This window comes from Bradyrhizobium amphicarpaeae (genome assembly GCF_002266435.3).
GTDB lineage: Bacteria > Pseudomonadota > Alphaproteobacteria > Rhizobiales > Xanthobacteraceae > Bradyrhizobium > Bradyrhizobium amphicarpaeae.
The window spans coordinates 328,245-352,716 of the sequence record NZ_CP029426.2; the positions used below are offsets into that span (position 1 = coordinate 328,245).

Annotated in this window: 23 protein-coding genes; 10 read left to right on the forward strand and 13 right to left on the reverse strand. The window is 64.2% G+C overall.

The genetic code is table 11. The annotated features are described in order from the left end of the window. Positions 1–14 precede the first annotated feature (14 nt). The 6 genes from CIT40_RS01600 to sdhC all read right to left on the reverse strand — a co-directional run bounded on the left by CIT40_RS01600 (position 15) and on the right by sdhC (position 6,612). Entirely contained in the window at positions 15–836 is an 822-nt protein-coding gene (locus CIT40_RS01600; RefSeq protein WP_162307811.1) for an FkbM family methyltransferase, read from the reverse strand. A gap of 86 nt (positions 837–922) precedes the next feature. Then, positions 923–2,869: an ABC transporter ATP-binding protein/permease gene (locus tag CIT40_RS01605; RefSeq protein ID WP_094890227.1), complete on the reverse strand. Its 1,947-nt coding sequence runs from the start codon at positions 2,867–2,869 to the stop codon at positions 923–925. A gap of 203 nt (positions 2,870–3,072) precedes the next feature. Beyond that, on the reverse strand, positions 3,073–3,855 hold the full coding sequence (locus tag CIT40_RS01610; protein ID WP_094890228.1) for a succinate dehydrogenase iron-sulfur subunit: 783 nt from the start codon (positions 3,853–3,855) through the stop codon (positions 3,073–3,075). A 103-nt stretch (positions 3,856–3,958) separates the two neighbouring features. Next, positions 3,959–5,809: a succinate dehydrogenase flavoprotein subunit gene (gene sdhA / locus CIT40_RS01615; RefSeq protein WP_094890229.1), complete on the reverse strand. Its 1,851-nt coding sequence runs from the start codon at positions 5,807–5,809 to the stop codon at positions 3,959–3,961. A gap of 3 nt (positions 5,810–5,812) precedes the next feature. Further along, positions 5,813–6,217 carry a succinate dehydrogenase, hydrophobic membrane anchor protein gene (gene sdhD / locus CIT40_RS01620; protein ID WP_094890230.1) on the reverse strand — a complete coding sequence of 135 codons (405 nt, stop codon included), beginning with the start codon at positions 6,215–6,217 and terminating at the stop codon, positions 5,813–5,815. Beyond that, entirely contained in the window at positions 6,214–6,612 is a 399-nt protein-coding gene (gene sdhC / locus CIT40_RS01625) for a succinate dehydrogenase, cytochrome b556 subunit (protein WP_094890231.1), read from the reverse strand. Before sdhC ends, sdhD begins: the two co-directional genes overlap by 4 nt. Before the next feature lie 515 nt (positions 6,613–7,127). Between sdhC and CIT40_RS01630 the strand changes: the two genes are divergently transcribed. Then, complete coding sequence (locus CIT40_RS01630) at positions 7,128–7,988, forward strand: sulfite exporter TauE/SafE family protein (RefSeq protein WP_094890232.1); 861 nt, start codon at positions 7,128–7,130, stop codon at positions 7,986–7,988. Here CIT40_RS01630 and CIT40_RS01635 read toward each other — a convergent pair. Both CIT40_RS01635 and CIT40_RS01640 read right to left on the reverse strand, forming a co-directional pair. Further along, complete coding sequence (locus tag CIT40_RS01635) at positions 7,985–8,494, reverse strand: hypothetical protein (RefSeq protein WP_094890233.1); 510 nt, start codon at positions 8,492–8,494, stop codon at positions 7,985–7,987. The genes CIT40_RS01630 and CIT40_RS01635 overlap by 4 nt on opposite strands. Positions 8,495–8,522: 28 nt before the next feature. After that, positions 8,523–10,052, reverse strand: a complete 1,530-nt coding sequence (locus tag CIT40_RS01640; protein ID WP_094890234.1) for a malonate--CoA ligase — start codon at positions 10,050–10,052, stop codon at positions 8,523–8,525. A gap of 85 nt (positions 10,053–10,137) precedes the next feature. Between CIT40_RS01640 and CIT40_RS01645 the strand changes: the two genes are divergently transcribed. The 4 genes from CIT40_RS01645 (at position 10,138) to CIT40_RS01660 (ending at position 13,395) form a co-directional block, all read left to right on the forward strand. Next, complete coding sequence (locus CIT40_RS01645) at positions 10,138–10,899, forward strand: SDR family oxidoreductase (protein WP_094890235.1); 762 nt, start codon at positions 10,138–10,140, stop codon at positions 10,897–10,899. Between the two features lie 335 nt (positions 10,900–11,234). After that, positions 11,235–11,789 carry a fasciclin domain-containing protein gene (locus tag CIT40_RS01650; protein WP_094890236.1) on the forward strand — a complete coding sequence of 185 codons (555 nt, stop codon included), beginning with the start codon at positions 11,235–11,237 and terminating at the stop codon, positions 11,787–11,789. A gap of 182 nt (positions 11,790–11,971) precedes the next feature. Continuing rightward, complete coding sequence (locus tag CIT40_RS01655; RefSeq protein ID WP_094890237.1) at positions 11,972–12,601, forward strand: cytochrome b/b6 domain-containing protein; 630 nt, start codon at positions 11,972–11,974, stop codon at positions 12,599–12,601. Positions 12,602–12,612: 11 nt separating this feature from the next. Next, complete coding sequence (locus CIT40_RS01660; RefSeq protein ID WP_094890238.1) at positions 12,613–13,395, forward strand: molybdopterin-binding protein; 783 nt, start codon at positions 12,613–12,615, stop codon at positions 13,393–13,395. A 105-nt stretch (positions 13,396–13,500) separates the two neighbouring features. On the opposite strand, the gene CIT40_RS01665 is transcribed toward CIT40_RS01660, so the two are convergent. Further along, a complete protein-coding gene (locus CIT40_RS01665; protein ID WP_094890239.1) occupies positions 13,501–14,703 on the reverse strand; it encodes a YbfB/YjiJ family MFS transporter in 1,203 nt (400 codons plus the stop codon). A gap of 227 nt (positions 14,704–14,930) precedes the next feature. On the opposite strand from CIT40_RS01665, the gene leuB reads away from it, so the two are divergent. Beyond that, a complete protein-coding gene (gene leuB / locus CIT40_RS01670) occupies positions 14,931–16,043 on the forward strand; it encodes a 3-isopropylmalate dehydrogenase (protein WP_094890240.1) in 1,113 nt (370 codons plus the stop codon). A gap of 118 nt (positions 16,044–16,161) precedes the next feature. Next, complete coding sequence (locus CIT40_RS01675; RefSeq protein ID WP_094890241.1) at positions 16,162–16,797, forward strand: DapH/DapD/GlmU-related protein; 636 nt, start codon at positions 16,162–16,164, stop codon at positions 16,795–16,797. Positions 16,798–16,932: 135 nt separating this feature from the next. Here the strand turns inward: CIT40_RS01675 and CIT40_RS01680 are convergent, their stop codons facing one another. Beyond that, positions 16,933–17,355, reverse strand: coding sequence for a hypothetical protein (locus CIT40_RS01680; RefSeq protein WP_094890242.1), 423 nt, complete (start codon positions 17,353–17,355; stop codon positions 16,933–16,935). Positions 17,356–17,480: 125 nt separating this feature from the next. After that, positions 17,481–18,275 (reverse strand): hypothetical protein, encoded by a 795-nt coding sequence (locus CIT40_RS01685; RefSeq protein WP_094890243.1) that lies wholly within the window; start codon positions 18,273–18,275, stop codon positions 17,481–17,483. A 116-nt stretch (positions 18,276–18,391) separates the two neighbouring features. On the opposite strand from CIT40_RS01685, the gene CIT40_RS01690 reads away from it, so the two are divergent. After that, a complete protein-coding gene (locus CIT40_RS01690) occupies positions 18,392–19,426 on the forward strand; it encodes an aspartate-semialdehyde dehydrogenase (protein WP_094890244.1) in 1,035 nt (344 codons plus the stop codon). A 109-nt stretch (positions 19,427–19,535) separates the two neighbouring features. Here the strand turns inward: CIT40_RS01690 and CIT40_RS01695 are convergent, their stop codons facing one another. Next, on the reverse strand, positions 19,536–20,180 hold the full coding sequence (locus tag CIT40_RS01695; RefSeq protein ID WP_094890245.1) for a carbonic anhydrase: 645 nt from the start codon (positions 20,178–20,180) through the stop codon (positions 19,536–19,538). 110 nt (positions 20,181–20,290) lie between these two features. Here CIT40_RS01695 and CIT40_RS01700 point away from each other — a divergent pair, with 110 nt between their 5' ends. Continuing rightward, complete coding sequence (locus tag CIT40_RS01700) at positions 20,291–21,172, forward strand: HpcH/HpaI aldolase/citrate lyase family protein (RefSeq protein WP_094890246.1); 882 nt, start codon at positions 20,291–20,293, stop codon at positions 21,170–21,172. 80 nt (positions 21,173–21,252) lie between these two features. Here CIT40_RS01700 and CIT40_RS01705 read toward each other — a convergent pair whose 3' ends face one another. Further along, positions 21,253–22,224, reverse strand: coding sequence for an AraC family transcriptional regulator (locus tag CIT40_RS01705; protein WP_094890247.1), 972 nt, complete (start codon positions 22,222–22,224; stop codon positions 21,253–21,255). Positions 22,225–22,749: 525 nt separating this feature from the next. Here CIT40_RS01705 and CIT40_RS01710 point away from each other — a divergent pair. Then, a complete protein-coding gene (locus tag CIT40_RS01710) occupies positions 22,750–24,426 on the forward strand; it encodes a methyl-accepting chemotaxis protein (RefSeq protein WP_094890248.1) in 1,677 nt (558 codons plus the stop codon). Positions 24,427–24,472 lie beyond the last annotated feature (46 nt).

The window sequence follows — 24,472 nt, forward strand, 5'->3', positions numbered from 1 at the left end:
CTCCTTCGTCCTTGTCAGCGCGAGAGGAACGTATTGCTTCGTGTCCTGCGCGCAATCGCGAATCCACGTGCGACCATGTCGGCAATACAATCCTGCTGCCATTCGTTTTGTGACAGATGCTCGATGACGACCGCGCGCGGCCATAGCGCGGGCGGCGCGTTGCGGAAGAAGCCGATCAGCACGCGGTCCTCGAAACCCTCGACATCGATCTTCAGCGAATCGACTTGGGCAACGCCGGCATCGTCGAGAATGCTTGTCAGCCGCAGCGACGGCACCTTGATGGCCTCGGCGCTCGCCGGGCCGGTGACGACGTGAGTGGCGCCAAGATTGCCGCAGCTCTCGATCATCAGCTCGCCGTCGCTGTCGCCGGCCGCAGCCTGTACCAGGCGCACCTGCGCCGTCTTCGACGCGGCGTGATTGAACGAAAGCCGTCCAAACGTCAGCGGATGCGGCTCGATCGCGACCACCTTGCCCTTGGTGCCGACCTGCCGCGCCATCACCAGCGCAAACGTGCCGACATTGGCGCCGACGTCCACGAAGGTGCCGCCCGCCGGGGTGTGCCGGCGCAGAAAATCGAGCTCGTCGAGATTGTAATCGGGATTGAACAGCGCGCCGCGTTCGGTCGCGCTGCCCTGATGATAGAAGCGGAACGATGCGCCCTGATATTGCACGTCGAGCGGGCCGTCGCCCAGCACATTGACCAGCCGCGACATCCATGGCCGGAACGCGCCGCGCTTCAGCCCCGACCGCTGCGCGAGGCGAACGATCGCAGCCTGCGCCGCATTGGGCGCAAACGCGCCGAACGGCGCGGTTGAAAGGGCATTGTCGGTCGTCAAGCAGGCGATCCTCGTTGCAAGCGGCGCATGCATAGCCGGTTTTGCCGAGGACTCCAACGTCGTGGGAAAAGAATGTAGCCCGGATTTCACGCCGCTTTCTTCCGCTGCCGCAGAAATCGCCCGAGCAGCTTGCGCTTGCCCTTGCGTGGGATCAGCTCGATGTCGCTGACGAGCTTGGCGCCGCCCTTACGGCGCTCCAGCACGATCTTGCGGCTGTGGAAGGCTTCCAGCTCGACGCGATGCGCGACGCTGACGATGGTCGCCTTCGGCAGTTCGTCCGTCACCATCTTCATCATCTTGTCCTGGCTCTTCTCGTCGAGCGCAGAGGTGGCTTCGTCCAGCACGACGATGTCGGGGCTGTGCAGCAGCAATCGCGCGAAGGCGAGGCGCTGTTTCTCGCCGCCCGACAGGGTCTGGTCCCAGGGCGCATCCTCCTCGATCTTCTCCTTGAGATGATCGAGCCCGACCTTGTGCAGGGCCCCGCCGATTTCCTCGACGGTCCAGTCGTCTTCGGCTCCGGGATAGGCAACGGCGCGGCGCAAGGATCCGGACGGCACGTAGGGCCGTTGCGGCAGCATGAACAGGCGCCGGTCGGGATGAAAGTTGACGCTGCCGCCGCCCCATGGCCACAGGCCCGCGATCGCGCGCACCAGCGTGCTCTTGCCGGTGCCGGATTCGCCGGCGACCAGCAGACGTTCGCCGGCCTCGATCACCACTTCGGTCTCGCCGACCACGGCGGTGCCGTCGTCGAGCGTGACAGAGAGATCCTTCATCTCCAGCATCGCTTCGTTGCTGGTCTCGCCGCGCTTGATGCGGCCGAGGCCGTCGCCCTGCTCGGCGCGTTCGAGGCCGTCGAGCGACATCATCAGCGAGGCGATGCGGCGCGCGCAGGCGTTCCAGTCGGCCAGCCGCGGATAATTGTCGACCAGCCAGCCGAACGCGCTCTGCACGATGGTGAAGGCGGAGGCCGCCTGCATCACCTGACCCAGCGTCATGCTGCCGTCGAGAAATTTCGGCGCGCAAAGCAAAAGCGGCACGACCGGCGCAACCAGGCTCGACCCCTGCGACACCAGCGTGGTGCGCATGTGCTGGCCGGCGAGCCGCGCCCATTGTCGCAGCACGTTGGTGAAGTTGCGGTCGATGCCGTCGCGCTCTTCCTCCTCGCCGCCGAGCAGCGCAATGCTCTCGCCGTTCTCGCGCACGCGTGTCAACGTGTAGCAAAAGTCGGCTTCCGCCTGGTTTTTGTCCTCGGACACCTGCACGAACTGGCGTCCGATCACCAGAATCGAGCCCGAAGCGATCGCGGCATAGAGCATCGCGGCGATCACGAGGAAGCCGGGAATGGTGAGCGTCGTGCCACTGATCGTGACGGTGAGCGCACCGCCGATGGTCCAGAGCACGACGATGAAGGTCGCGGCCGAGAGCATCGCCGAGGTCACGCCGGCGAGGAAATCGACCGGCGAGTCGGTCGAGATGCGCAGATCCTCGGCAATCCGGTATTCTGGATTCTTGTGGTCGCCGCCGACGAGGTTGAGCTGGTAGTAGCGACCGTTCTTGAGCCAGCGCGTCAGCACGCTGTTGGTCAGCCAGGCGCGCCACCGCCGCTGGATTCCCATTCGTGCGAAGACTTGGGCGACGCCGAGCACGATGCTGCCGATCGCGAGCGGGAAGAAGATCGCGGTGAGATGGAAGACGGTCGCAGCCTCACGCTTCTCGATCGCGTCGAAGATCGCCCGATTCCAGACGTTGATGCCGTACTGGAAGGCGACGGTGAGAACGATCAGGAGGCCAAGGCCCAGCGAGAATGGCCAGGCGAGACGGTCGCCCTTGCGGCCCCAGAAACCGCGCGCGCTGATCCAGAAGCGCGTCAGCAGGTAATCCTTGCGCGCCTGCTCGGCCTCTTCGGGCGAGAGCTTGGGGTCGGGCTCGACCAGTTCGGGCGGCGGAGGACTGACTTCGTCGCCGCTCTCGCCTTCGATCTTGACGATGGGCGGTTTCCCGCCCCGTTCACGCTTACCGGCCAGCTTGTTCATGCGCGGACAACGCGATGGAACTCGGCGGGTTCCATTGAGTTCCCGAGGGACAAAAGGCGGTGTTCAGGCGTCGTGCTGGTCCCGCATTGCGCGCGCCGTCTTCTCACCAATGATGGCGCAAGGCGCCATCGTATTCACCGCCCCCGCCCGGCATCAAGCGTATCGCCGAGCATCACTAGCCGCCGGCTGCGCGTAACTCCAGATCAGATCTGGCGCTCGACCATCTTGAGCTTGAGCTCGGCGATGGCTTCGGCCGGATTGAGACCCTTCGGGCAGGCCTTGGCGCAGTTCATGATGGTGTGGCAGCGATACAGCCGGAACGGATCCTCGAGATTGTCGAGCCGCTCGCCGGTCGCTTCGTCGCGCGAATCGGACACCCAGCGGTTGGCCTGCAGCAGCGCGGCGGGGCCGAGATAACGTTCGCTGTTCCACCAATAGCTCGGGCACGAGGTCGAGCAGCAGGCGCACAGGATGCACTCGTAGAGGCCGTCGAGCTTCTCGCGATCCTCGTGGCTCTGCTTCCATTCCTTCTGCGGCGTCGGCGAGGTCGTCTTCAGCCACGGCTCGACGGAAGCGTATTGCGCGTAGAAATTGGTGAGGTCGGGGACGAGGTCCTTCACGACCGGCTGGTGCGGCAGCGGATTGATCTTCACCGCGCCGTCCTTCACGTCGTGCATCGAGCGGGTGCAGGCCAGCGTGTTCTGGCCGTCGATGTTCATGGCGCAGGAGCCGCAGACGCCTTCGCGGCAGGAGCGGCGGAAGGTCAACGACGGGTCGATGTGGTTCTTGATCCAGATCAGGCCGTCCAGCACCATCGGACCGCAATCATTGGTGTCGACGTAATAGGTGTCGACGCTCGGATTCTTTCCGTCGTCCGGATTCCAGCGATAGACGCGAAACTCGCGGGTCTCGGTCGCGCCCGCGGGCTTCGGCCAGGTCTTGCCGCCAGTGATCTTGGAGTTCTTCGGAAGTGCGAATTCAACCATAAGTCCTGCCTCTGGTTTCTTCCGTCATTGCCGGGCCTGACCCGGCAATCCATCTCTTCGAAAGATGGATGCGCGGGTCAAGCCCGCGCATGACGAGTCCTGATCAATACACGCGCGCCTTGGGCGGGATGTACTGCACGTCGTTGGTCATGGTGTAGTCGTGAACCGGACGATACTCGATCTTGACCTTGCCGGAGTCCTCCAGCCAGGCCAGCGTGTGCTTCATCCAGTTCTTGTCGTCGCGATCGGAGAAGTCCTCGCGCGCATGCGCGCCGCGGCTCTCGGTGCGATTGGCGGCCGAGTTCATCGTCACCACCGCCTGCGAGATCAGATTGTCGAATTCCAGCGTCTCGATCAGGTCGGAATTCCACACCAGCGAGCGGTCGGACACGGCAATGTCGGTGATGCCGCTGTGGACCTTCTCGATCAGGTTCTGGCCTTCGCTCAGCACTTCGCCGGTGCGGAACACCGCGCAATTGGTCTGCATCACGTTCTGCATGCCTTCGCGCAGTTTCGCGGTCGGCGTGCCGCCGGAGGCGTAGCGGTAATGGTCGAGGCGACCGAGCGCGAGATCCGACGAGTTCGCCGGCAGCTCGGGTTGCTTGGCGTTCGGCGTCAGCTTCTCGGCGAGACGCAGCGCCGCGGCGCGGCCGAACACGACGAGATCGATCAGCGAGTTGGAGCCGAGCCGGTTGGCGCCGTGCACCGAGACGCAGGCGGCTTCGCCGATCGCCATCAGGCCGGGGATGATGGCGTTGTCGTCGCCGTCACGCTTGGTCAGCACCTCGCCGTGATAGTTGGTGGGGATGCCGCCCATGTTGTAGTGCACGGTCGGCACGATCGGGATCGGCTCGCGCGTCACGTCGACATTGGCGAAGATCTTCGCGGATTCGGAGATGCCCGGCAGGCGCTCGGCCAGAACGGCGGGATCGAGATGGTCGAGATGCAGGAAGATGTGGTCCTTCTTCTTGCCGACGCCGCGTCCCTCGCGGATCTCGATGGTCATCGCGCGCGAGACGACGTCGCGCGAGGCGAGGTCCTTGGCCGACGGCGCATAGCGCTCCATGAAGCGCTCGCCCTCGGAGTTGACGAGATAGCCGCCTTCGCCGCGCGCGCCCTCGGTGACGAGACAGCCCGAGCCGTAGATGCCGGTCGGGTGGAACTGCACGAACTCCATGTCCTGCATCGGCAGGCCGGCGCGCAGCACCATGCCGCCGCCGTCGCCGGTGCAGGTGTGGGCCGAGGTGCAGGAGGCGTAGGCGCGGCCGTAGCCGCCGGTCGCCAGGATCACGGTCTGGGCGCGGAAGCGGTGCAGCGTACCGTCGTCGAGCTTGAGCGCGATGACGCCGCGGCAGGTGCCCTGGTCGTCCATGATCAGGTCGATGGCGAAGAACTCGATGAAGAACTCGGCGGCGTGGCGCAGCGACTGGCCGTACATCGTGTGCAGCATGGCGTGACCGGTGCGATCGGCGGCGGCGCAGGTGCGCTGCGCCTGGCCCTTGCCGAAGTCCATGGTCATGCCGCCGAACGGGCGCTGGTAGATCTTGCCGTCCTCGGTGCGCGAGAACGGCACGCCCCAATGCTCGAGTTCGTAGACCGCGTCGGGCGCGTTGCGCACCATGTATTCGATCGCGTCCTGGTCGCCGAGCCAGTCCGACCCCTTCACGGTGTCGTACATGTGCCAGCGCCAGTCGTCCTTGTGCATGTTGCCGAGCGAGGCCGAGATGCCGCCCTGCGCCGCGACCGTGTGCGAGCGGGTCGGGAACACCTTGGTGATGCAGGCCGTCTTCAGGCCGGCTTCGCTGCAGCCGACCACGGCGCGGAGGCCCGCGCCGCCGGCACCGACCACGACGACGTCATAGGTGTGGTCTTCGATCGGATAGGCTTTCCCGTTGGTGGCGGGAGCGCCGTTGCCCGTGCCATTCGTTGTGGTGGCCGATGTTCCCGTAGCCATGGGTTACACTCCGGAGGACAGTTTCAGGATCGCGTAGGTCGAGGCGAGCGCCACGGCGACCGAGAAGAAATTGTTGAGCATGACCGAGACGAGCTTCAGCTTCTCGTTATGGACGTAGTCCTCGATCACCACCTGCATGCCGATCTTCATGTGCCAGGCGCTGGCGAAGATGAAGAGGAGCAGGATCACCGCGACGGGAATCGAGCTCAGGGTCTGCGCAACGTAGACCTGGTTGCGGCCGAGCAGCATCACGATGATGACCAGCGCCGGGATCATCAGCAGCGTCATGGCGACGCCGGTGATGCGCTGGCGCCAGAAATCGGACGTGCCGGAATGCGCGGCGCCGAGATTGCGGACGCGGCCGAGCGGGGTGCGCAGGCTGCGCTTCGGCGTATCGGATGCGCTCATCGGCCACCTCCGTTCGCATAGGCGACGATCCAGATCAGCACCGTCAGCGCGATACCGCCGATCAGTGCGCCCCAGGTTAGCGCTTCCCGCTCATTGGCCTTGAAGCCGTAGCCGAGGTCCCAGATGAAATGCCGGATGCCGCTGAGCATATGGTGCATCAGCGCCCAGGTGTAGCCGAACACGATCAGCCGCCCGATGATGCTGCCTGCGAAGGCCTGGACGTGCGCGTAGGCGGCAGGGCCGGAAGCCGCGGCAACCAGCCACCAGACCAGCAGCAGGGTTCCGAAATAGAGAGCAATACCGGTGGCGCGATGGATGATGGACAGAGCCATCGTCAGCGTCCAGCGGTACACTTGCATGTGCGGCGAGAGTGGTCGTTCGATCCGTGCGGTCATGGGCTTTGATGTTTTATGGCGGCCCGGCAGGGGCGCGCGGGGATCGGAAAGGTCGGCTCTATTTACGGAGTCGATTTGGCCTGCGCAATCTCCAAATTGCCATAAATCGAACTGTGATTCAGCTCTAGAGCCTTGATGAAACAAGGCCAATCAGGGGCTTGGTATACCAGAGCGCCGGTCCGCCAGCTAAACTACGAATAAGAATTCATTGCTTTAGGGGCGCGCGAGGCGCATTGAAAACACTATTGGAACGCCTCTAACCCTCCGTCCGGGGCCTGCCGCTCGCTCCGGCTGGTCCGCGCGGCCCCAGTAGCCCTCTCCGCGACCGAGGCGACCCGGACCCCTGCGCGCCGGCCCTGCCCGCTACGGCCGAGGATATGCGCAGCCCGCAATCCACCCCAGCCGGAACGTCCCGAGCGTCGACCGGGCCAATCAGATCGCCTAAAGCTGCGAACGCAGCCGTCTTCGAACCCGAATCTCGGAGAAGTTGCGACCGGTCGCCGGGGCAGGTCAGGGTGATTGCAGGACTGGATATCAAGGACATCGTCGAGCTCGCGCTGTTGCTGATCGCAACCGGCGCGCTTTCGGGATTCCTGGCCGGCGTGTTCGGCATCGGCGGCGGCGCGATTCTCGTGCCGGTGTTCTACGAATGCTTCCGCATCGCCGGCGTGCCGCTGGAGGTGCGGATGCCGCTTTGCATCGGCACCTCGCTCGCGGTGATCATCCCGACCTCGATCCGTTCGTTCCAGGCGCATTACAAGCGCGGCGCCGTCGACTTGGCGATCCTGCGGGTCTGGTGGCTGCCGATCGTGATCGGCGTCGTCTCGGGGAGCGTCGTCGCGCGCTATGCGCCGGAGCGGCTGTTCAAGATCGTGTTCGTCTGCGTCGCCTATTCGGCGGCGGCGCGACTGATCTTCGCGCGCGAAGGCTGGAAGTTCGGTGACGACCTGCCGAAGGGCCCGCTGATGCGCGTCTACGGCTTCTGTGTCGGCATCCTCTCGACCCTGATGGGCATCGGCGGCGGCCTGTTCTCGAATCTGCTGATGACGTTCTACGGCCGCCCGATCCATCAGGCGGTGGCAACATCGTCGGCGCTTGCGGTCTTGATCTCGATCCCCGGCGCGCTCGGCTACATCTATGCCGGCTGGCCGGCGGCGGCGAACTATCCGGCCGTTGCAGCGCTGCAAGTGCCGTTCGCGCTCGGCTACGTCTCGCTGATCGGCGCCGTGCTGGTGATGCCGATGAGCCTCGTCACCGCGCCGCTGGGCGTGCGGGCCGCGCATGCGATGTCGAAGCGGACGCTGGAGGTGGCGTTCGGCTGCTATCTATTTGTCGTTGGCAGCCGATTCGTGCTGAGCTTGGTCGGCGGACACTAATTGACCGCCCGGTCCTTCAATCTCACTTCGCTGTGGCCCCACATTTGAAGATTGCCTTGCGCTTCCAGAAGATCGGCATCGACCAACGCCTGAATGCGGGCTGCAAAGACCTCAAAATCGACAGGAGCCGCTAGCGCTTCTTCTTTTTCGACCCTCTCAACCGCGCGATACAGGATCATTGCCACCTTCTGCCATCGTGGCTCCATGACAGAGAAAATGACGCGATCCAAATCGGTCTCCAGCACAGAGGACGGAAGTGAAGCGTCTTCCCACCGAAGTGTGCCGTGGATGGTGGCAGGCGGTCCCGGCGGTTCAAGGTCGGGAAATCGCTTGTAGATCAGTCGCAGAAGCTCGAATTGCAAATGGAAAACTGCCGTTACGAGCGGTTCTGCAAATAGCCTTGTGCCGTCATCGCCGACCTCGACGATCGCGGCCTCCGCTCGCCGGAATGCGGCGGCTGCATCGAGCAGATGCTTGTGTACCTTCTTGGCTTGCTCTCGGTTCATGTCCCCCCATCCCCTTGAGCGATCGCCCCTATTTCTTTGCGTAAATGTCCTTGTACGTATCGCGCAGCACGTTCTTCTGCACCTTGCCCATCGTGTTGCGCGGCAGTTCGTCGACGACGAAGACGCGCTTGGGCATCTTGAATTTTGCGAGACGCCCGTCGAGCGCCTTCAGGACCGAGGCTTCGCTCACGTCCGCGCCCTTGTTGCAAACCAGCACCGCCGTAACGCCCTCGCCGAAATCGGCATGCGGCACGCCGATCACGGCGGATTCCACCACGCCCGGCATGGCGTCGATCTCGCTTTCGATCTCTTTCGGATACACGTTGAAGCCGCCGGAGATCACGAGATCCTTGCCGCGGCCGAGAATGTGGACGTAGCCCTTGCCGTCGATCTTGCCGAGGTCGCCGGTGATGAAGAAGCCGTCGGGCCGGAATTCGGACTTGGTCTTCTCCGGCATGCGCCAATAGCCCTTGAAGACGTTCGGGCCCTTCACCTCGATCATGCCGATCTCTTCGCGCGGCAGCTCCTTGCCGGTCTCGGGTTCGGTGACGCGGACGGAGACGCCGGGCAAGGGAAAGCCGACCGCGCCGGGCACGCGCTCGCCGTCATAGGGGTTCGACGTGTTCATGTTGGTTTCGGTCATGCCATAGCGCTCCAGCACGGCATGCCCCGTCCGCGCCGACCATTCGCGATGGGTTTCCGCCAGCAGCGGCGCCGAACCCGAGATGAACAGCCGCATATGCTTCGTGGTGTCGCGCGACAGCGCGGAATTTTGCAGAAGCCGCGTGTAGAAGGTCGGCACGCCCATCAACACCGTGGCGCGCGCCATCAGCTTGATGATCAAATCCGGATCGAGCTTCGGCAGGAAGATCATCGAGGCACGTGCGAACAGCGTCACGTTGGTCGCCACGAACAGGCCGTGGGTGTGATAGATCGGCAGTGCGTGGATCAGCACGTCCTGGTCGGTGAAACGCCAGTAGCCGACGAGCGAGAGCGAGTTCGACGCCAGATTGTCATGCGTCAGCATCGCGCCCTTGGAGCGCCCTGTCGTGCCCGAGGTGTAGAGGATCGCGGCGAGATCGTCGCTCGCCCGCGCCACGGTGGCGAATTCGGGGTTCGCCTTGTCGGCGGCCTCCGTCAGCGAACCCTTCCCGTCGGGCCCAAGCGTCTCGATCTTCGCTTTTACCTTGGCGGCGATCGGGGCGAGGCCTTCGGCCTTGGAGGGATCGCAGACCACCAGCGACGGCTCGGCGTCGCCGATGAAGTAATCGAGCTCGTTCAGCGTATAGGCGGTGTTGAGCGGCAAATAGACCGCGCCGGCCCTGACCGTGCCGAGATACAGCACGATATTGGCGACGGACTTTTCGACCTGCACCGCGACCCGGTCGCCGGGCTTCACGCCGCGCGCGACCAGCACATTCGCCATCTGCCCGGCCCGTGCGATCAGATCGCCATAGCTGATCTGGCCGCCGTCCTGCGTCTCGATCGCGAGGCGCGCAGGGTCGTCCAGGCCGTCGAACAGTCGGGAAAACAGATTGGCGTTGGCAGCTGGGTTCATGCAACATTCCTCGCCGGCGAAGGCCGGTCAAACCGAGGGCTGGATTAGCAAAAACCGCCCCGATGAAGCAACGGAGACAGTTTGCATGTCAAAAAACGGGAAACGCGTAGCCTGGGTCACGGGTGGCGGCAGCGGGATCGGGGAGGCCGGCGCCGAGGCGCTGGCTGCCGACGGCTGGACGGTGGTGGTATCGGGCCGGCGCAAGGACGCCCTGGATGGCGTGGTGGCAAAGATTGCCGGGGCCGGCGGGGCGGCCGAGGCCATCGCGTTGGACGTCTCCAACGCCGCGCAAGCCCAGAAAGCCGCCGATCAGATCGTCGCTAGGCACGGCCGCATCGACCTCCTGGTCAACAACGCCGGCATTAATATTCCCAAGCGCAGCTGGAAGGACATGGAACTGGAAGGCTGGGACCAACTGGTCCAGGTCAATCTCAACGGCGTGCTCTATTGCATGCGCGCGGTGCTGCCGACGATGCGCAAGCAGCAGGACGGCGCGATCATCAACGTCTCGTCCTGGGCCGGCCGCCACGTCTCGAAGATGCCGGGCCCGGCCTACACCACCACCAAACATGCAGTGCTGGCGTTGACCCATTCCTTCAACATGGACGAATGCGTCAACGGCCTGCGCGCCTGCTGCCTGATGCCGGGCGAGGTGGCCACTCCCATCCTCAAGCTGCGCCCGGTGGTGCCGAGCGAGGACGAGCAGGCGAAGATGCTGCAGTCCGAAGATCTCGGCCGCACCATCGCCTTCATCGCGAGCATGCCGGCGCGCGTCTGCATCAACGAGGTGTTGATCAGCCCGACGCATAATCGCGGCTTCATCCAGACGCCGAACAACAGGGATTGAGGCGGGCACAACTGCCGCAACGGGCGCCCTGCCATAGGCTGGGCAAAGCGAAGCGTGCCCACCATGTCTCTCAATCATGCAGAGATGGTGGGCACGGCGCTTCGCGCCTTTGCCCGCCCTGCGGCACCTTTTGCTTCGCGCACGCCTTACACGAACTTCCCCGCGCATAGTTTCACGCATCACAAAGAATTTTAATCCGAAACCGCACGGCGAACCCTCCCGTAGTTCGGTCCAACGACGGCGCTGCTGCTCCAAGCCAAAAGGTCGCAGCCGTCGTTGTTGCCCCAACGCAAACGCCGGCCATCGCCGGTCACAATCCAATCGGGAGTCTCTCCATGTCGAAGCGCATTGCCTATCTCGCTGCCGCCGCCTTCAGCGCCCTCGCCATCACCGCGACCGTCGTCGCGCCTGCCCGCGCCGAGGAAAAGACCGTCATGGTCGGCGGCGCCGCGATGTTCCCGTCCAAGAACATCGTGCAGAACGCGGTCAATTCGAAGGACCACACCACGCTGGTGGCGGCGGTGAAGGCGGCCGGCCTGGTGCCGACGCTGGAAGGCAAGGGTCCGTTCACGGTGTTCGCGCCGACCAACGCCGCCTTCGGCAAGCTGCCGGCCGGCACCGTCGACAACCTGGTCAAGCCCGAGAACAAAGCGACGCTGACCAAGATCCTCACCTACCACGTCGTCCCCGGCAAGCTCGAGGCCTCCGACCTCAAGGACGGCCAGAAGCTGAAGACCGTCGAGGGCGAGGAGCTTACCGTGAAGAAGTCGGGCAGCTCCGTCATGATCGTCGACGCCAAGGGCGGCTCCTCCACCGTCACCATCCCGAACGTCAACCAGTCGAACGGCGTCATCCATGTCGTCGACACCGTGCTGATGCCGGCGTCGTAACACCGCAAGCTCCTGTTTCATCCCCGACAGGATGTTTCGAGATGGCGAGCCGGGGGTGCCCGGCTCGCCTTTTTGTGACCGCCATAGCCTGGCGGCATCGATTCAATGGCTGAGAAGGACGTAACGAAAGCCGGCGGCTCGGCGTATAATTGCCGACACACGATCCTCAGGACGGAACCATCATGGCGAGCCTTACAGTCAGCGACGAGCAGGTCAGGGCCAACCCGGCCAAAGTGATCCAGCCGGCCTGGGTCCGCGTCATGCACTGGGTCAATGCACTGGCCATGATCCTGATGATCCTGTCGGGGTGGCAGATCTACAACGCCTCGCCGCTGTTCGGCTTCAGTTTTCCGCGCGAATACACGCTCGGCGGATGGCTCGGCGGTGGCCTGCTCTGGCATTTTGCCGCGATGTGGCTGTTGATGGTCAACGGCCTCGCCTACCTCGTCACCGGCTTCGCCACCGGCCGTTTCCGCAAGAAGCTGTTACCAATCACCCCGTCCGGCGTGCTCCACGACGTCAGGGCTGCGCTGACCTTCAAGCTCGGCCATGACGATCTCAGCGTCTACAATTACGTGCAGCGCACGCTCTACGCCGGCATCATCGTGATCGGCGTGCTGATCGTGCTCACGGGCCTGGGGATGTGGAAGCCGGTGCAGCTGCATTGGCTCGTCTCACTGTTCGGCGACTACCCGACCGCGCGCTACATCCATTTCTTCTGCATGGCCGCGATCTGCGCGTTCCTCGTCATCCACGTCCTGCTCGCGCTGCTCGTGCCGAAGAGCCTGCGCGCCATGATCATCGGCCGTTGAGGGAGCAAGTCATGGCCAAGCGCTCATTCCTGATCCCCGGCGTCGACAAGCGGCTGCTGATCAAGGACTCCATCAAGACCATGCCCGACGTCACCCGCCGCCGCTTCATCGCGGGCGGCGCCAGCCTGGGCGCGCTGACGCTGCTCACCGGCTGCGACGTCGTCGATTCGTCCTCGGCTGAAAACATGCTGGCCCGGATCTCGAAATTCAACGATTCGGTGCAGGCCTTCATCTTCAACCCCGACGCGCTGGCGCCGACCTTCCCCGAGAGCGCGATCACGAAGCCGTTTCCGTTCAATGCCTATTACGATCTCGACGATGCGCCCGACGTCTCGGCGGCGGATTGGAAGCTCGAAGTGCGCGGCCTCGTCGACAACAAGAAATCCTGGACGCTGGACGAGCTTTACAAGCTGCCGCAGGTCTCGCAGATCACCCGCCACATCTGCGTCGAGGGCTGGAGCGCGATCGGCAGCTGGACCGGCACGCCCTTGCGCGATTTCCTCAAGCTGATCGGCGCCGACACGCGCGCCAAATACGTCTGGTTCCAGTGCGCCGACAAGGACGGCTACAACTCGCCTCTGGACATGCGCTCCGCGCTGCATCCGCAGACGCAGATGACGTTCAAATATGCCAACGAAATTCTGCCGCGCGCCTATGGCTTCCCGATGAAGATCCGCGTGCCGACAAAGCTCGGCTTCAAGAACCCGAAATACGTCGTCTCGATGGAAGTCACCAACGACTACAAGGGCGGCTATTGGGAAGACCAGGGGTATAATTCGTTCAGCGGGAGCTAGCACCGCTGTCGCAATTTCGTAGGGTGGGCAAAGCGAAGCGTGCCCACGAATTTGTTGCGATTCGAGAGAGATGGTGGGCACGGCACAAGTGCGCCTTTGCCCACCCTACGGCACCGATTGCTTGGCCGGCCCTACCTTCCGCTGGCACAACGCCGCAACCGCGCCGAGCGCCAGCAATGCAGCTGACACATTGAGCGCGTAGCTCAGGCTCCCCAGCGCATCCGTGATCGCGCCGACCACGATTGGCCCCAGCGTCTGGCCGACACCGAACGAGATCGTCATCGCCGCGATCGCGGTCGGCCACATCGCCGGCGGATAGTTGAAGCGCACGAAGGCGGTGGTCGAGCCGACCACGGCGAAGAAGGCGACGCCGAACACGATCGCCGAGACCGCGAGCCATGCCGGCGAATGCCCCAGCATCGGCAGCGCCGCACCGAGCGCGTTGGTGCCCAGGATGATGGCGGTGGCGAGCCCGCCGCGATCGAGCGCCAGCACGCCGCGCCAGGCCCAGGGCGTGACGAAGGCGCTCAACCCGATCAGGCCCCAGAACGCGGCCTGCGCCGCGGCTCCGCCGCCGCCGTCGCGCACATAAGCGATCATGAAGGTCATGTAGGCGATGTAGCCCGCGCCGAACAGGAAGTAGCCGGCGAGATAGATCAGCACGGGGAGAATGGCGAAGGCGGCGTGGCTGCCCTCGGAGAAGCGGACGCTGCTCTCGATGCGGATCAGAAACAGCGGGATCGTCATCGTGATGGACAGCAGCGTCAGCGCCCACCACACGATCCACCACGAGCCCGGCCCGAAATATTGCAGCGTGAACGGAGCGATCAGCCCTGAGGACAGGATGCCGATGCCGGGCCCGGCATAGAACAGGCTGAGCAGGAAATTGGCCCGCTCGGGGCGCGATTGCGCGATGGTCGCAGCGAGCGCGCCGCCGGCGACGAAGCCGGCCGCGGCGCCGAGACCCAGCACCAGGCGCGCCAGGCTCAGCGCGACGAAATTCCCCGTCAGCGCGCAAGTGGCGAGCGCGGCGACGCAGGCCAAAGTCCCGCCGCGGATCGCCGCCGACCAGCCGACGCGCTGGATCAGGCGCGACGCCACCAGCGCGCCGACGAGATAGCCGACGGCGTTGATGGTGTTCATGAATCCGGCCGCCGAGTAGGACCAGCCGAGGTCCTCCCGCATGTCCGGCAGCACCAGCGCATAGGCAAAGCGGCCGATGCCAAGCCCGACCGTGGCGGCCAGCGACAGGGTCAGGATCAGCCGCGCGGGGTGCGCGTCGGGCGGGGGGCGGTCAGGTGTGTGCAAGGGATACTCCGGCGTGCCGCACTGTGGCAGGCCCCGCCCGCCTTGCACAGCCGCGCCGCGGCAATGGTGTCTTGCCAAGCGCGCAACGCCGCTCTAGCACTCCGGCCGAAATTCACGAGAGGCCGTCATGCCCGGCCTTGTGCCGGGCATCCATGTTCTTCGCGTCGCAAGCGAGAACGTGGATGGCCGGGTCAAGCCCGGCCATGACGAAACGGAGGAAGAACGTCATGGCGACCCACAAACTGCTGCTGCTTCCCGGCGACGGTATCGGCCCCGAGGTGATGGGCGAGGTGAAGCGGCTGATCGACTGGCTCAATTCGGCCGGGATCGCCAAGTTCGAGACCGATACCGGCCTCGTCGGCGGCTCCGCCTATGACGCGCACAAGGTGTCGATCTCCGAGGGCGACATGGCCAAGGCGCTTGCCGCCGATGCCATCATCTTCGGCGCGGTCGGTGGCCCGAAATGGGACGCGGTGCCCTACGAGGTGCGCCCTGAAGCCGGCCTGCTGCGCCTGCGCAAGGATCTGGCTTTGTTCGCCAACCTCCGCCCCGCCGTGTGCTACCCGGCGCTGGCCGATGCCTCCAGCCTGAAGCGTGAGGCGGTCGAAGGCCTCGACATCATGATCGTGCGCGAACTCACCGGCGGCGTCTATTTCGGCGAGCCCAAGACCATCACCGATCTCGGCAACGGTCAGAAGCGCGCCATCGATACCCAGGTGTACGACACCTATGAGATCGAGCGCATCGGCCGCGTCGCCTTCGAGCTCGCGCGGAAGCGCAAGAACAAGGTGACGTCGATGGAGAAGCGCAACGTCATGAAGTCGGGCGTGCTCTGGAACGAGGTCATGACGGCGGTCCACAAGCGCGAATATCCCGATGTCACGCTCGAGCATCAGCTCGCCGATTCCGGTGGCATGATGCTGGTGAAGGCGCCGAAGCAGTTCGACGTCATCGTCACCGACAATCTGTTCGGCGACATGCTGTCCGACATCGCGGCGATGCTGACGGGGTCGCTCGGCATGCTGCCCTCGGCTTCGCTCGGCGAGGTCGATGTGAAGAGCAAGAAGCGCAAGGCGCTGTACGAGCCCGTGCACGGCTCGGCGCCTGATATCGCCGGCCAGGGCCTCGCCAATCCGATCGCGATGATCTCGTCCTTCGGCATGGCGCTGCGCTATTCCTTCGACATGGGCGCGCTCGCCGACAAGGTCGACGCGGCCATCGCCGCGGTGCTCGCCAGCGGTCTGCGCACCGCCGACATCAAGTCGGAGGGCACCACCGCCGCTTCGACCACGCAGATGGGCGAAGCGATCCTGAAGGAATTGCAGAAGCTGCACGCGTAAGCCGTTCGGTCGTAGCCCGGATGAGCGAAAGCGACATCCGGGTCTTTGCCTGCAGCGTTCCCGGGTGTCGCTTCGCTCACCCGGGCTACGATCTACGACTTTCTTTCGGAGCCGCCTCATGGACACGTCACGCCCCAAGATCGCGGAAACGTTCGTCCACGACACGGTGCGCCGGCGCGAGGCGCAGATCGGGCGACGCTGCGAAATTCTCAGCCACACCCGCATCGAATATGCCTCGCTCGGCGATTACTCCTATCTCGGCGAGAATTGCGAAATCGCCGACGCGGAAATCGGAAAGTTCACGGCCATCGCCAATTCGGTGCGGATCGGTGCGCCCAATCATCCGATGGGCCGGCCGTCGCAGCATCGCTTCACCTATGTTCCGGAATATTACGAGGCGGGGGTGACGCGCGACCGTGACTTCTTCGCGGACCGTCGCGGCGACCGCGTCATCGTCGGCAACGATGTCTGGATCGGGCACGCCGCCATCCTGCTGCCCGGCGTGAATGTCGGCGACGGCGCGGTGATCGCGGCAGGCGCGGTCGTCAGCCGCGATGTCGAGCCCTACACCATCGTCGGCGGCGTCCCCGCGCGCCCGATCCGCCAGCGCTTTCCTGCTTCGGTCGCGGACAGCCTGCGCCGCATCGCCTGGTGGGATTGGCCGGATGAGCTCGTTTTCGAGCGTCTCGCCGATTTCCGCTCCGAGGCGATCGAAGAGTTCTGCAGGCGTTACGATCCCGCGGCGAACGCTTAAACCGAATCTCGCTTGAACAACCGGTCTCGTCGGGTGGGCACGGCGCAAGGGCGCCTTTGCCCGCCCTACGGCACCTTCCAAAAGAAAAACGGCCGGGCGCGAGCCCGGCCGTTTTGATTCGGTCGGTAACTCCGCTCAGTACAGCGGGAAATTCTGCGGATAGCCGCCGACGTCCTGTGGCGGCGAGAGCGGCTGGCGGTCGATCGGGCGGTTGAGATTCTCGCGGGCGAAGGTCGGATAGCCCACGGCCGGCGGGAAGGCGTAGTCGGAGAACTTGCGGTCGCCCGGATTGACCTCGGTGCCGCCGTCGAGCCAGGAGCGCTTGCTGACATAGATGCGGGTGCGGCCCTGCTGGTAGACGGCGTTGGGGCCGCTCGGGCCGTAATAGTGCCGGCCGCGCTCGTCATAGCGCTTGGTCTTGTTGTCGGCCGAGGCGGGCGTCACAAGGGACGTTGCAATCACGGCGCCCGCTGCAAGCATGGTCGCCAATTTGGCAGAGAATTTCGAGCTCATCACGTCCCCTTCAGGCGGCAGGCCGCCAGTCGATTTCATCCTCATACTAGCCCGGCCGGGGTGGGCACAACTAGGTCTATTGGGTCACACCGGCTCGGAATAATCGTGCGCACAGGCAAAAGTTGCATCAATACCAGCCACTTGAGCTTGATGCAGGAGCTTGACGTAAGTCAAAGCGCCCCGCGCAATTGCGCGTTGGCCGCGCCCAGCAGCCAGTCCGGCGAGCCCGCGACGTCGCAGCCGCGGCGCTTCAGCTCGGCACGGGCGAAAAATTCCGCCAGCTTCGGCTCGTTGCCCGAGGCGAGCTGCGTCAGCCGGTTCAGCGTGCAGGCGATCGCCGCACGCCGTGCGGGCATTGTCTCGCCCTGGCAGGAGAAGCCGGAGATCTGCAAGCCGGGCTCCTCGTTGCGCTTGAGGTAGCCGAGGCAGGCCGGAATCCCCTTGTCCGCGCCGATCGGCCGGAACAGGGCGACGGGGCCGAATTTCGTCTCGATCAAGCCGGCCTGCTCGAGCGGGGTCCCAGCTCCGAGGCCCATCTGGACGGCGAGGTCCATCGCGACGGGCTGTGCCACGTCGAATTCGCCGCCTTCCCGATAGATTTCGAGCCCGGCCAGCGGCTGGTCCGCCGCGCCCGTCCAGCGCATTACGTCTTTGCGGCCGCCTTCGGGATGCCGGAGGATGGTGTAAGAGGCTGGTTTCTCTGATGAATCGGTCCGGCTCAGGGCGAAGGCCGGATGCGAGCGGTCGGCCGTGCTCCAGCCCGGCTTCAGCACCGGCGCGTCGTCGCGCAGTTCGGGCAGCTGGCCGAGCGCCGCGAGGGCGAGGATGGCAAACAAAGCGAGCGCCCCCACATAGGCAATCAGGTGCGCCAGCGTGCCGACCACCTCGTCGGCGAAGGCTGCCAGCGTCAGATAGAGACTGGTCCGGGTGGGGATTGTGGCCATGCCGGCCTCAGGCGACTGCATCCACGTCCCTAAGGCATGGTCCAACGTTGTCTTGCGCCCGGTTCTCGCATAGAAGCGCTGCTCTTCCTGTTTAAGCGTCAGCTTCGGGAACGGGCTTTTTCATCGGAGAGTGAACGATGGGTTACAAAGTCGCAGTCGTCGGCGCGACCGGCAATGTCGGACGGGAAATGCTCAACATCCTGGATGAGCGCAAATTCCCCGCGGACGAGGTCGTGGCCCTGGCGTCACGCCGCAGCATCGGCGTCGAGGTCTCCTATGGCGACCATACCCTGAAGTGCAAGGCGCTCGAGCATTACGACTTCTCCGATGTCGACATCTGCCTGATGTCGGCCGGCGGCGAGGTGTCGAAGGAATGGTCGCCGAAGATCGGCGCCGCCGGCGCTGTCGTGATCGACAATTCCTCGGCCTGGCGCATGGACCCGGACGTGCCGCTGATCGTTCCTGAAGTGAACGCGGATGCGACGGCCGGCTTCAAGAAGAAGAACATCATCGCCAACCCGAACTGCTCGACCGCGCAGCTCGTGGTCGCACTCAAGCCGCTGCACGACAAGGCGACCATCACGCGCGTCGTGGTCTCGACCTATCAATCGGTGTCGGGTGCCGGCAAGGACGCGATGGACGAGCTGTTCTCGCAGACCAAGGCCGTCTACACCAACAGCGAGATCGTCAATAAGAAGTTTCCCGCGCGCATCGCCTTCAACGTCATCCCCCAGATCGATGTCTTCATGGAGGACGGCTACACCAAGGAAGAGTGGAAGATGATGGCGGAGACCAAGAAGATCCTTGATCCCAGGATCAAGCTCTCCGCCACCTGCGTGCGGGTGCCGGTGTTCGTCGGTCACTCCGAAGCCGTCAACATCGAGTTCGAGAATCCGATCACCGCCGATGAAGCGCGCGACATCCTGCGCAAGGCGCCCGGCTGCCTCGTCATCGACAAGCAGGAGCCCGGCGGCTACGCCACGCCGTATGAAGCGGCCGGCGAGGACGCGACCTATATCAGCCGCATCCGCGAGGACGCCACGGTGGAGAACGGCCTCGTGCTGTGGTGCGTGTCGGACAACCTCCGCAAGGGCGCAGCCCTCAACGCGATCCAGATCGCGGAAGTGCTGATCAACCGCAAGCTGATCAGCGCGAAGAAGAAGGCGGCGTGAGATGGTCTCGTAGGGTGGGCAAAGGCGCGTAGCGCCGTGCCCACGATCTCTCTCTATTGAAACAGGTGGTGGGCACGCTTCGCTTTGCCCACCCTACAAGAGTGGCGGACTACACCACGCTCCGCGCGTTCTTGAATTCCTTGCTCGTCTTGTCCAGCACGAACAGTGATCCCTCCGCGACGCCGAAATAGGCGCCGTGGGTCTGCATCTGGCCGCTGTCGACCGCCTTCCGCACGAACGGGAACGTCATCAGGTTTTCCAGGCTGCGGAACACCGCGGCCTTCTCGATGCGCTCGACGAACTGCGCCATGGACTCGTGGTCGCGCTGCTCCACCACTTCGCCCGGCTTGATGAACATCTGCATCCATTTGCCGATGAAGTCGCCGGGCGTCAGCGGCTCGATCTTGTCGACGAAGGCGCGGATGCCGCCGCACTGGGCGTGGCCGAGGATGACGATGTGCTTCACCTTCAGCACCGTCACCGCATATTCCAGCGCGGCCGAGACGCCGTGGGCGTTGCCGTCGGGCTGATACACCGGCACCAGATTGGCGATGTTCCGGACCACGAACAATTCGCCCGGCCCGACGTCGAAGATCACCTCGGGCGAGACGCGGCTGTCGCAGCAGCCGATCACCATCACTTCCGGAAACTGCCCCTTCACGGAGAGCTCGCGGTAGCGGCTCTGCTCGGTCGGCAGCCGCTGGGTGGCGAAGGCCTGGTAGCCTTCCAGCAAATGCTTCGGGAATGTCATCATGGCCAATGCCTAATCACATACCGCTGGGGTGAACAAGCCTTTCGAACAGGCAGGCCAGGTGCTATCGGCTCCGCCAGGACGCCGCTTGGACAACCGGAAGGAACATTTGCATGACCCGCCCGCGCCGCAGCCATCTGTTCATGCCAGGCTCCAACCCCCGCGCGCTGGACAAGGCGCGCAACCTCGCCGCCGACGGCCTGATCCTTGACCTGGAAGATTCCGTCGCCCCCGATGCCAAGGCCGCGGCGCGCGATGGAATCGCGGCTGCCATCGCGGCCAAGGGGTTCGGCAAGCGCGAGATCCTGATCCGGACCAACGGCCTCGACACGCCCTGGTGGGCCGATGACGTCGCGATGGCCGCCAAGGTCTCGCCCGACGGCATCCTGGTTCCAAAAGTTTCAAGCATCGAAGATCTCGATACGATCGGTTTTCGCCTCACCGAGCTTGGCGCAGCGCCGACGGTGAAGGTCTGGGCCATGATCGAGACGGCCCGCGCCGTGCTGCATGCGGAGGAGCTGGCCGAGGCCGGGCGCGATCGATCGCGGCGTCTCGCCGGGTTCGTGTTCGGCCCGAACGATATCTCGCGCGAGACGCGCATCAGGATGATGCCGGGCCGCGCCGCGATGATTCCGATGATCACTCACTGCATCCTGGCGACGCGCGCACATGGCCTCGAAATCCTCGACGGCCCCTACAGCGACATCGCCAATCCCGACGGTTTTGCCACCGAATGCGCGCAAGGCCGCGACCTCGGCTTCGACGGCAAGACGCTGATCCACCCCTCGCAGATCGACGCCTGCAACGCGATCTTCACCCCGCCCGAGGAGGAGGTCGCGCGCGCCCGAAGGATCATCGCGGCGTTCGAGCTGCCGGAAAACGTCTCGCGCGGGGCGATTCGCCTCGACGGCGCCATGGTGGAGCGGCTGCACGCCGACATGGCGCGGCGCACGATCGAGATCGCCGATGCGATCGCGGCGATGGGGAAGGGTTGAGAGCGTACTCAGCTGCTGCGCCATTCCAGACGACGCGTTGCTCATTCGCAGCGCGGCGCAGCCGTTGAGCGCACGGTCTCTTACTGCTTGCGTCTCGCGTTCTTCAACGTCTCGGATGGCAGCTCGCCTACGGCCCGACGATATTCGGATGCGAAGCGTCCGAGATTCTGGAAGCCGCATTTGAACGCCACGGCCATCACGCTGGTTTGCTCGTCGGGTCGTCGCAACAGCTCTGCCGCGCGATCGAGCCGGATGCGCCGCGCGAACTGGCCGGGTGATCCCCGTCCGGCATCGGAGAACTCGCGGAAAACCGTCCGCACGCTCACCTTGGCGATCTCGGCGATCTTTTCCAGATCGAGCGGCTCGTCCCAATGCGCCGCGACATAGGACTCCACGAGATCGACCACGGTCCGATTGGCGCCGGGCGGCGCGCGGTGAAGCCGATCCGTGAAGCTGTGCGGATGCGCCAGAAGAATTCGCACCATCAGCGCCCGCTCGAGCTCGGCGATGGCTATGGGCGCGTAATCCTGCCCGAACCGTTCCAGCTCCTCGGCAAATCTGAAGACGTCCTGGCGCACATGCGCCATCATCGCGGAATCGGCCTTGCCGTCGAGGAAGCGCAGCTTCGTGCTGCTGTCGTCGCCGACCAGGCTCTTCGCCAAACGCTCCAGCGCGGCGGCATCCATCCTCAGCACCAGTTGCCGGTAGCCCGGCGCAAAGTCGAGATCCAGCCTCGCGTTGCCGCGGATCATCGGGCTCCAGGCCCCGATCGATTGGCCATGTCCGTTGGTCCTGAAGCCTGCTTCTCCCTGGATGGAGAAGAACTGGCGGAGGATTTGCGATTCCGGAAAGGACAGTGATGCTGCGCCATCGTAGGCGCAGAAAGCGAGCCCGATTGAACTCAAGCGGGCAAGATTGGCCTGCATACCGAACGCGCGGTCATGCGCCTCGAACCGATCGGCGCCATACGCCGCGAACAGGCGGTCGCGCGCGAACTCGCTGTCGCGCGACCGAAGCAGCGAATAGCGGTCGAGGTAGGAGACGGCGCCCAAATCAGAATCCTCAAAAGCTCAAACTACTGAATCGGAATCGCGGCGCTACCAATTGGAGATTGCAGGGAATGAGGGGTTGCATCGGTGATCCTGCCGGAGTGTGCCGCGGCATCGGATTGCCAGCCACTGCGACAAAATGCCGGGGGCACTCTGCGCAGGTGCGAGTTTCATCCAGCAGGCTTGCAAATCGGCCGCGCGCCAGCGTGCGAGCGGCGTATTGACGCCCTGCCGTCTGCGCCTTGCCGAATACCGATAGCGATTTTAGCGTGGCCTTCGCGGTTCAAGGCCTGCGGCGTCGCAGAGGTGGCGGCGCGTCATTGTCAGGTTAATCGCGCTGGCAAAATCCGGCTGTTGTGTCTTCGATCGGACAAACACTCTGATAATTCGATTCAGATATCTGCTTTTTGCGCGTGGATGCGTGCCGGATGAGATTCGGACCGCAAGGCATCCGGGCAAAACGATGAATGCTGAAGCCGCTTCAGGCGACTACGCCGCGAGCATGCTGTCAATTTTGGAGCAAAAGAAATGTTCGGTCGCAAATCCCACGGCGATGCTCAGGCGCAGATCGATGCGATCGGCCGTTCGCAGGCAATGATCGAGTTCAACATGGACGGCTCGATCGTCACAGCCAACAAGAACTTCCTGGACGCGCTTGGATACCGCCTGGAGGAGATCCAGGGCAAGCACCACTCCATGTTCGTGCCGGCCGATCAGCGTGACGGCGCCGAGTATAAGGCGTTCTGGGCTGCCCTGCGGCGCGGCGAATTCCAGGCGGCGGAGTTCAAGCGCGTCACGAGTAGTGGCGGTGAGATCTGGATCGAAGCGTCCTACAATCCGGTGCTCGGCAACGACGGCAAGCCCGTCAAGGTGATCAAGATCGCGACCGAGATCACGGCGAAGAAGCTTCGCGGCATGGCCGACGCGTCCAAGCTTGCCGCCATCAACCGCGCCCAGGCGGTCATCGAATTCAAGCTGGATGGCACCATCGTCACCGCCAACCAGAATTTCTGCGGCGCGCTCGGTTATTCGCTGGCCGAGATCGAAGGCAAGCATCACAGTCTCTTCATCCCCCAGGCAGACCGTGGCAGTGCTGCGTATCGTGAATTCTGGGCGAAGCTCAATCCAGGTGAGTACCAGGCCGGCGAATTCAAGCGCATCGGCAAGGGCGGCAAGGAGGTGTGGATCCTGGCGAGCTACAACCCCGTGATGGACGATACCGGAAAGCCCTTCGGCGTGGTCAAGTTCGCCACCGACGTCACAGCCGAGAAACTGAAGACCGCAGATCTCGCCGGCCAGATCGCGGCGATCGACAAGGCCCAGGCCGTGATCGAGTTCAACATGGACGGCACGATCATCACCGCCAACCCGAACTTTCTCGGTGCGCTGGGCTATTCGCTGGCCGAGATCAAGGGCAAACACCACAGCATGTTCGTCGAGGCCGGCGAGCGCGACAGCGTCTCCTACCGCGAGTTCTGGGCAGCGCTCAACCGGGGTGAGTACCAGGCGGCCGAATACAAGCGCATCGGCAAGGGCGGCAAGGAGATCTACATTCAGGCCTCCTACAATCCGATCCTCGACCTCAACGGCAAGCCGTTCAAGGTCGTGAAATACGCGACCGACACCACGAAGCAGGTGCTGGTCCGCATGGGCAACGAGCGCGTCCGCGGCATGATGGAATCGGTCGCAGCCGGCTCGGAGGAATTGAATGCCTCGGTGCGGGAGATCTCCGAGGCCATGACCAAGTCCCGCCAGACTGCCAGCAGTGCGGTCGATCAGGTCGCCGCCGCCGACGCCCAGGCCCAGCGCCTCACTGAAGCGGCGCTGGCGATGAGCGGGATCGTCGAGCTCATCAACAACATCACCGGGCAGATCAACTTGCTGGCACTCAACGCCACGATCGAATCCGCGCGCGCGGGCGAAGCCGGTCGCGGCTTCGCGGTGGTCGCCTCTGAGGTCAAGAGCCTCGCCAACCAGGCCAAGCAGGCCACTGACAAGATCGGCGCTGAGATCGGCAGCCTCAACGGCATCTCCGGAGACGTCGTGACGGCCCTGGCTTCGATCAAGACGGCCATCAACAACGTCAGCGAATATGTGACGTCGACGGCCGCGGCAATCGAGGAGCAGAGCACGGTGACGAACGAGATGTCGACCAGCATGCAGCGCGCCGCAGCGGAAGCCGCCGCGATGGCCGCTAATGCCTGATCAGGCAAGCTGCCGCGTCGGCATTCTCCGCTACGAAAATGACGAA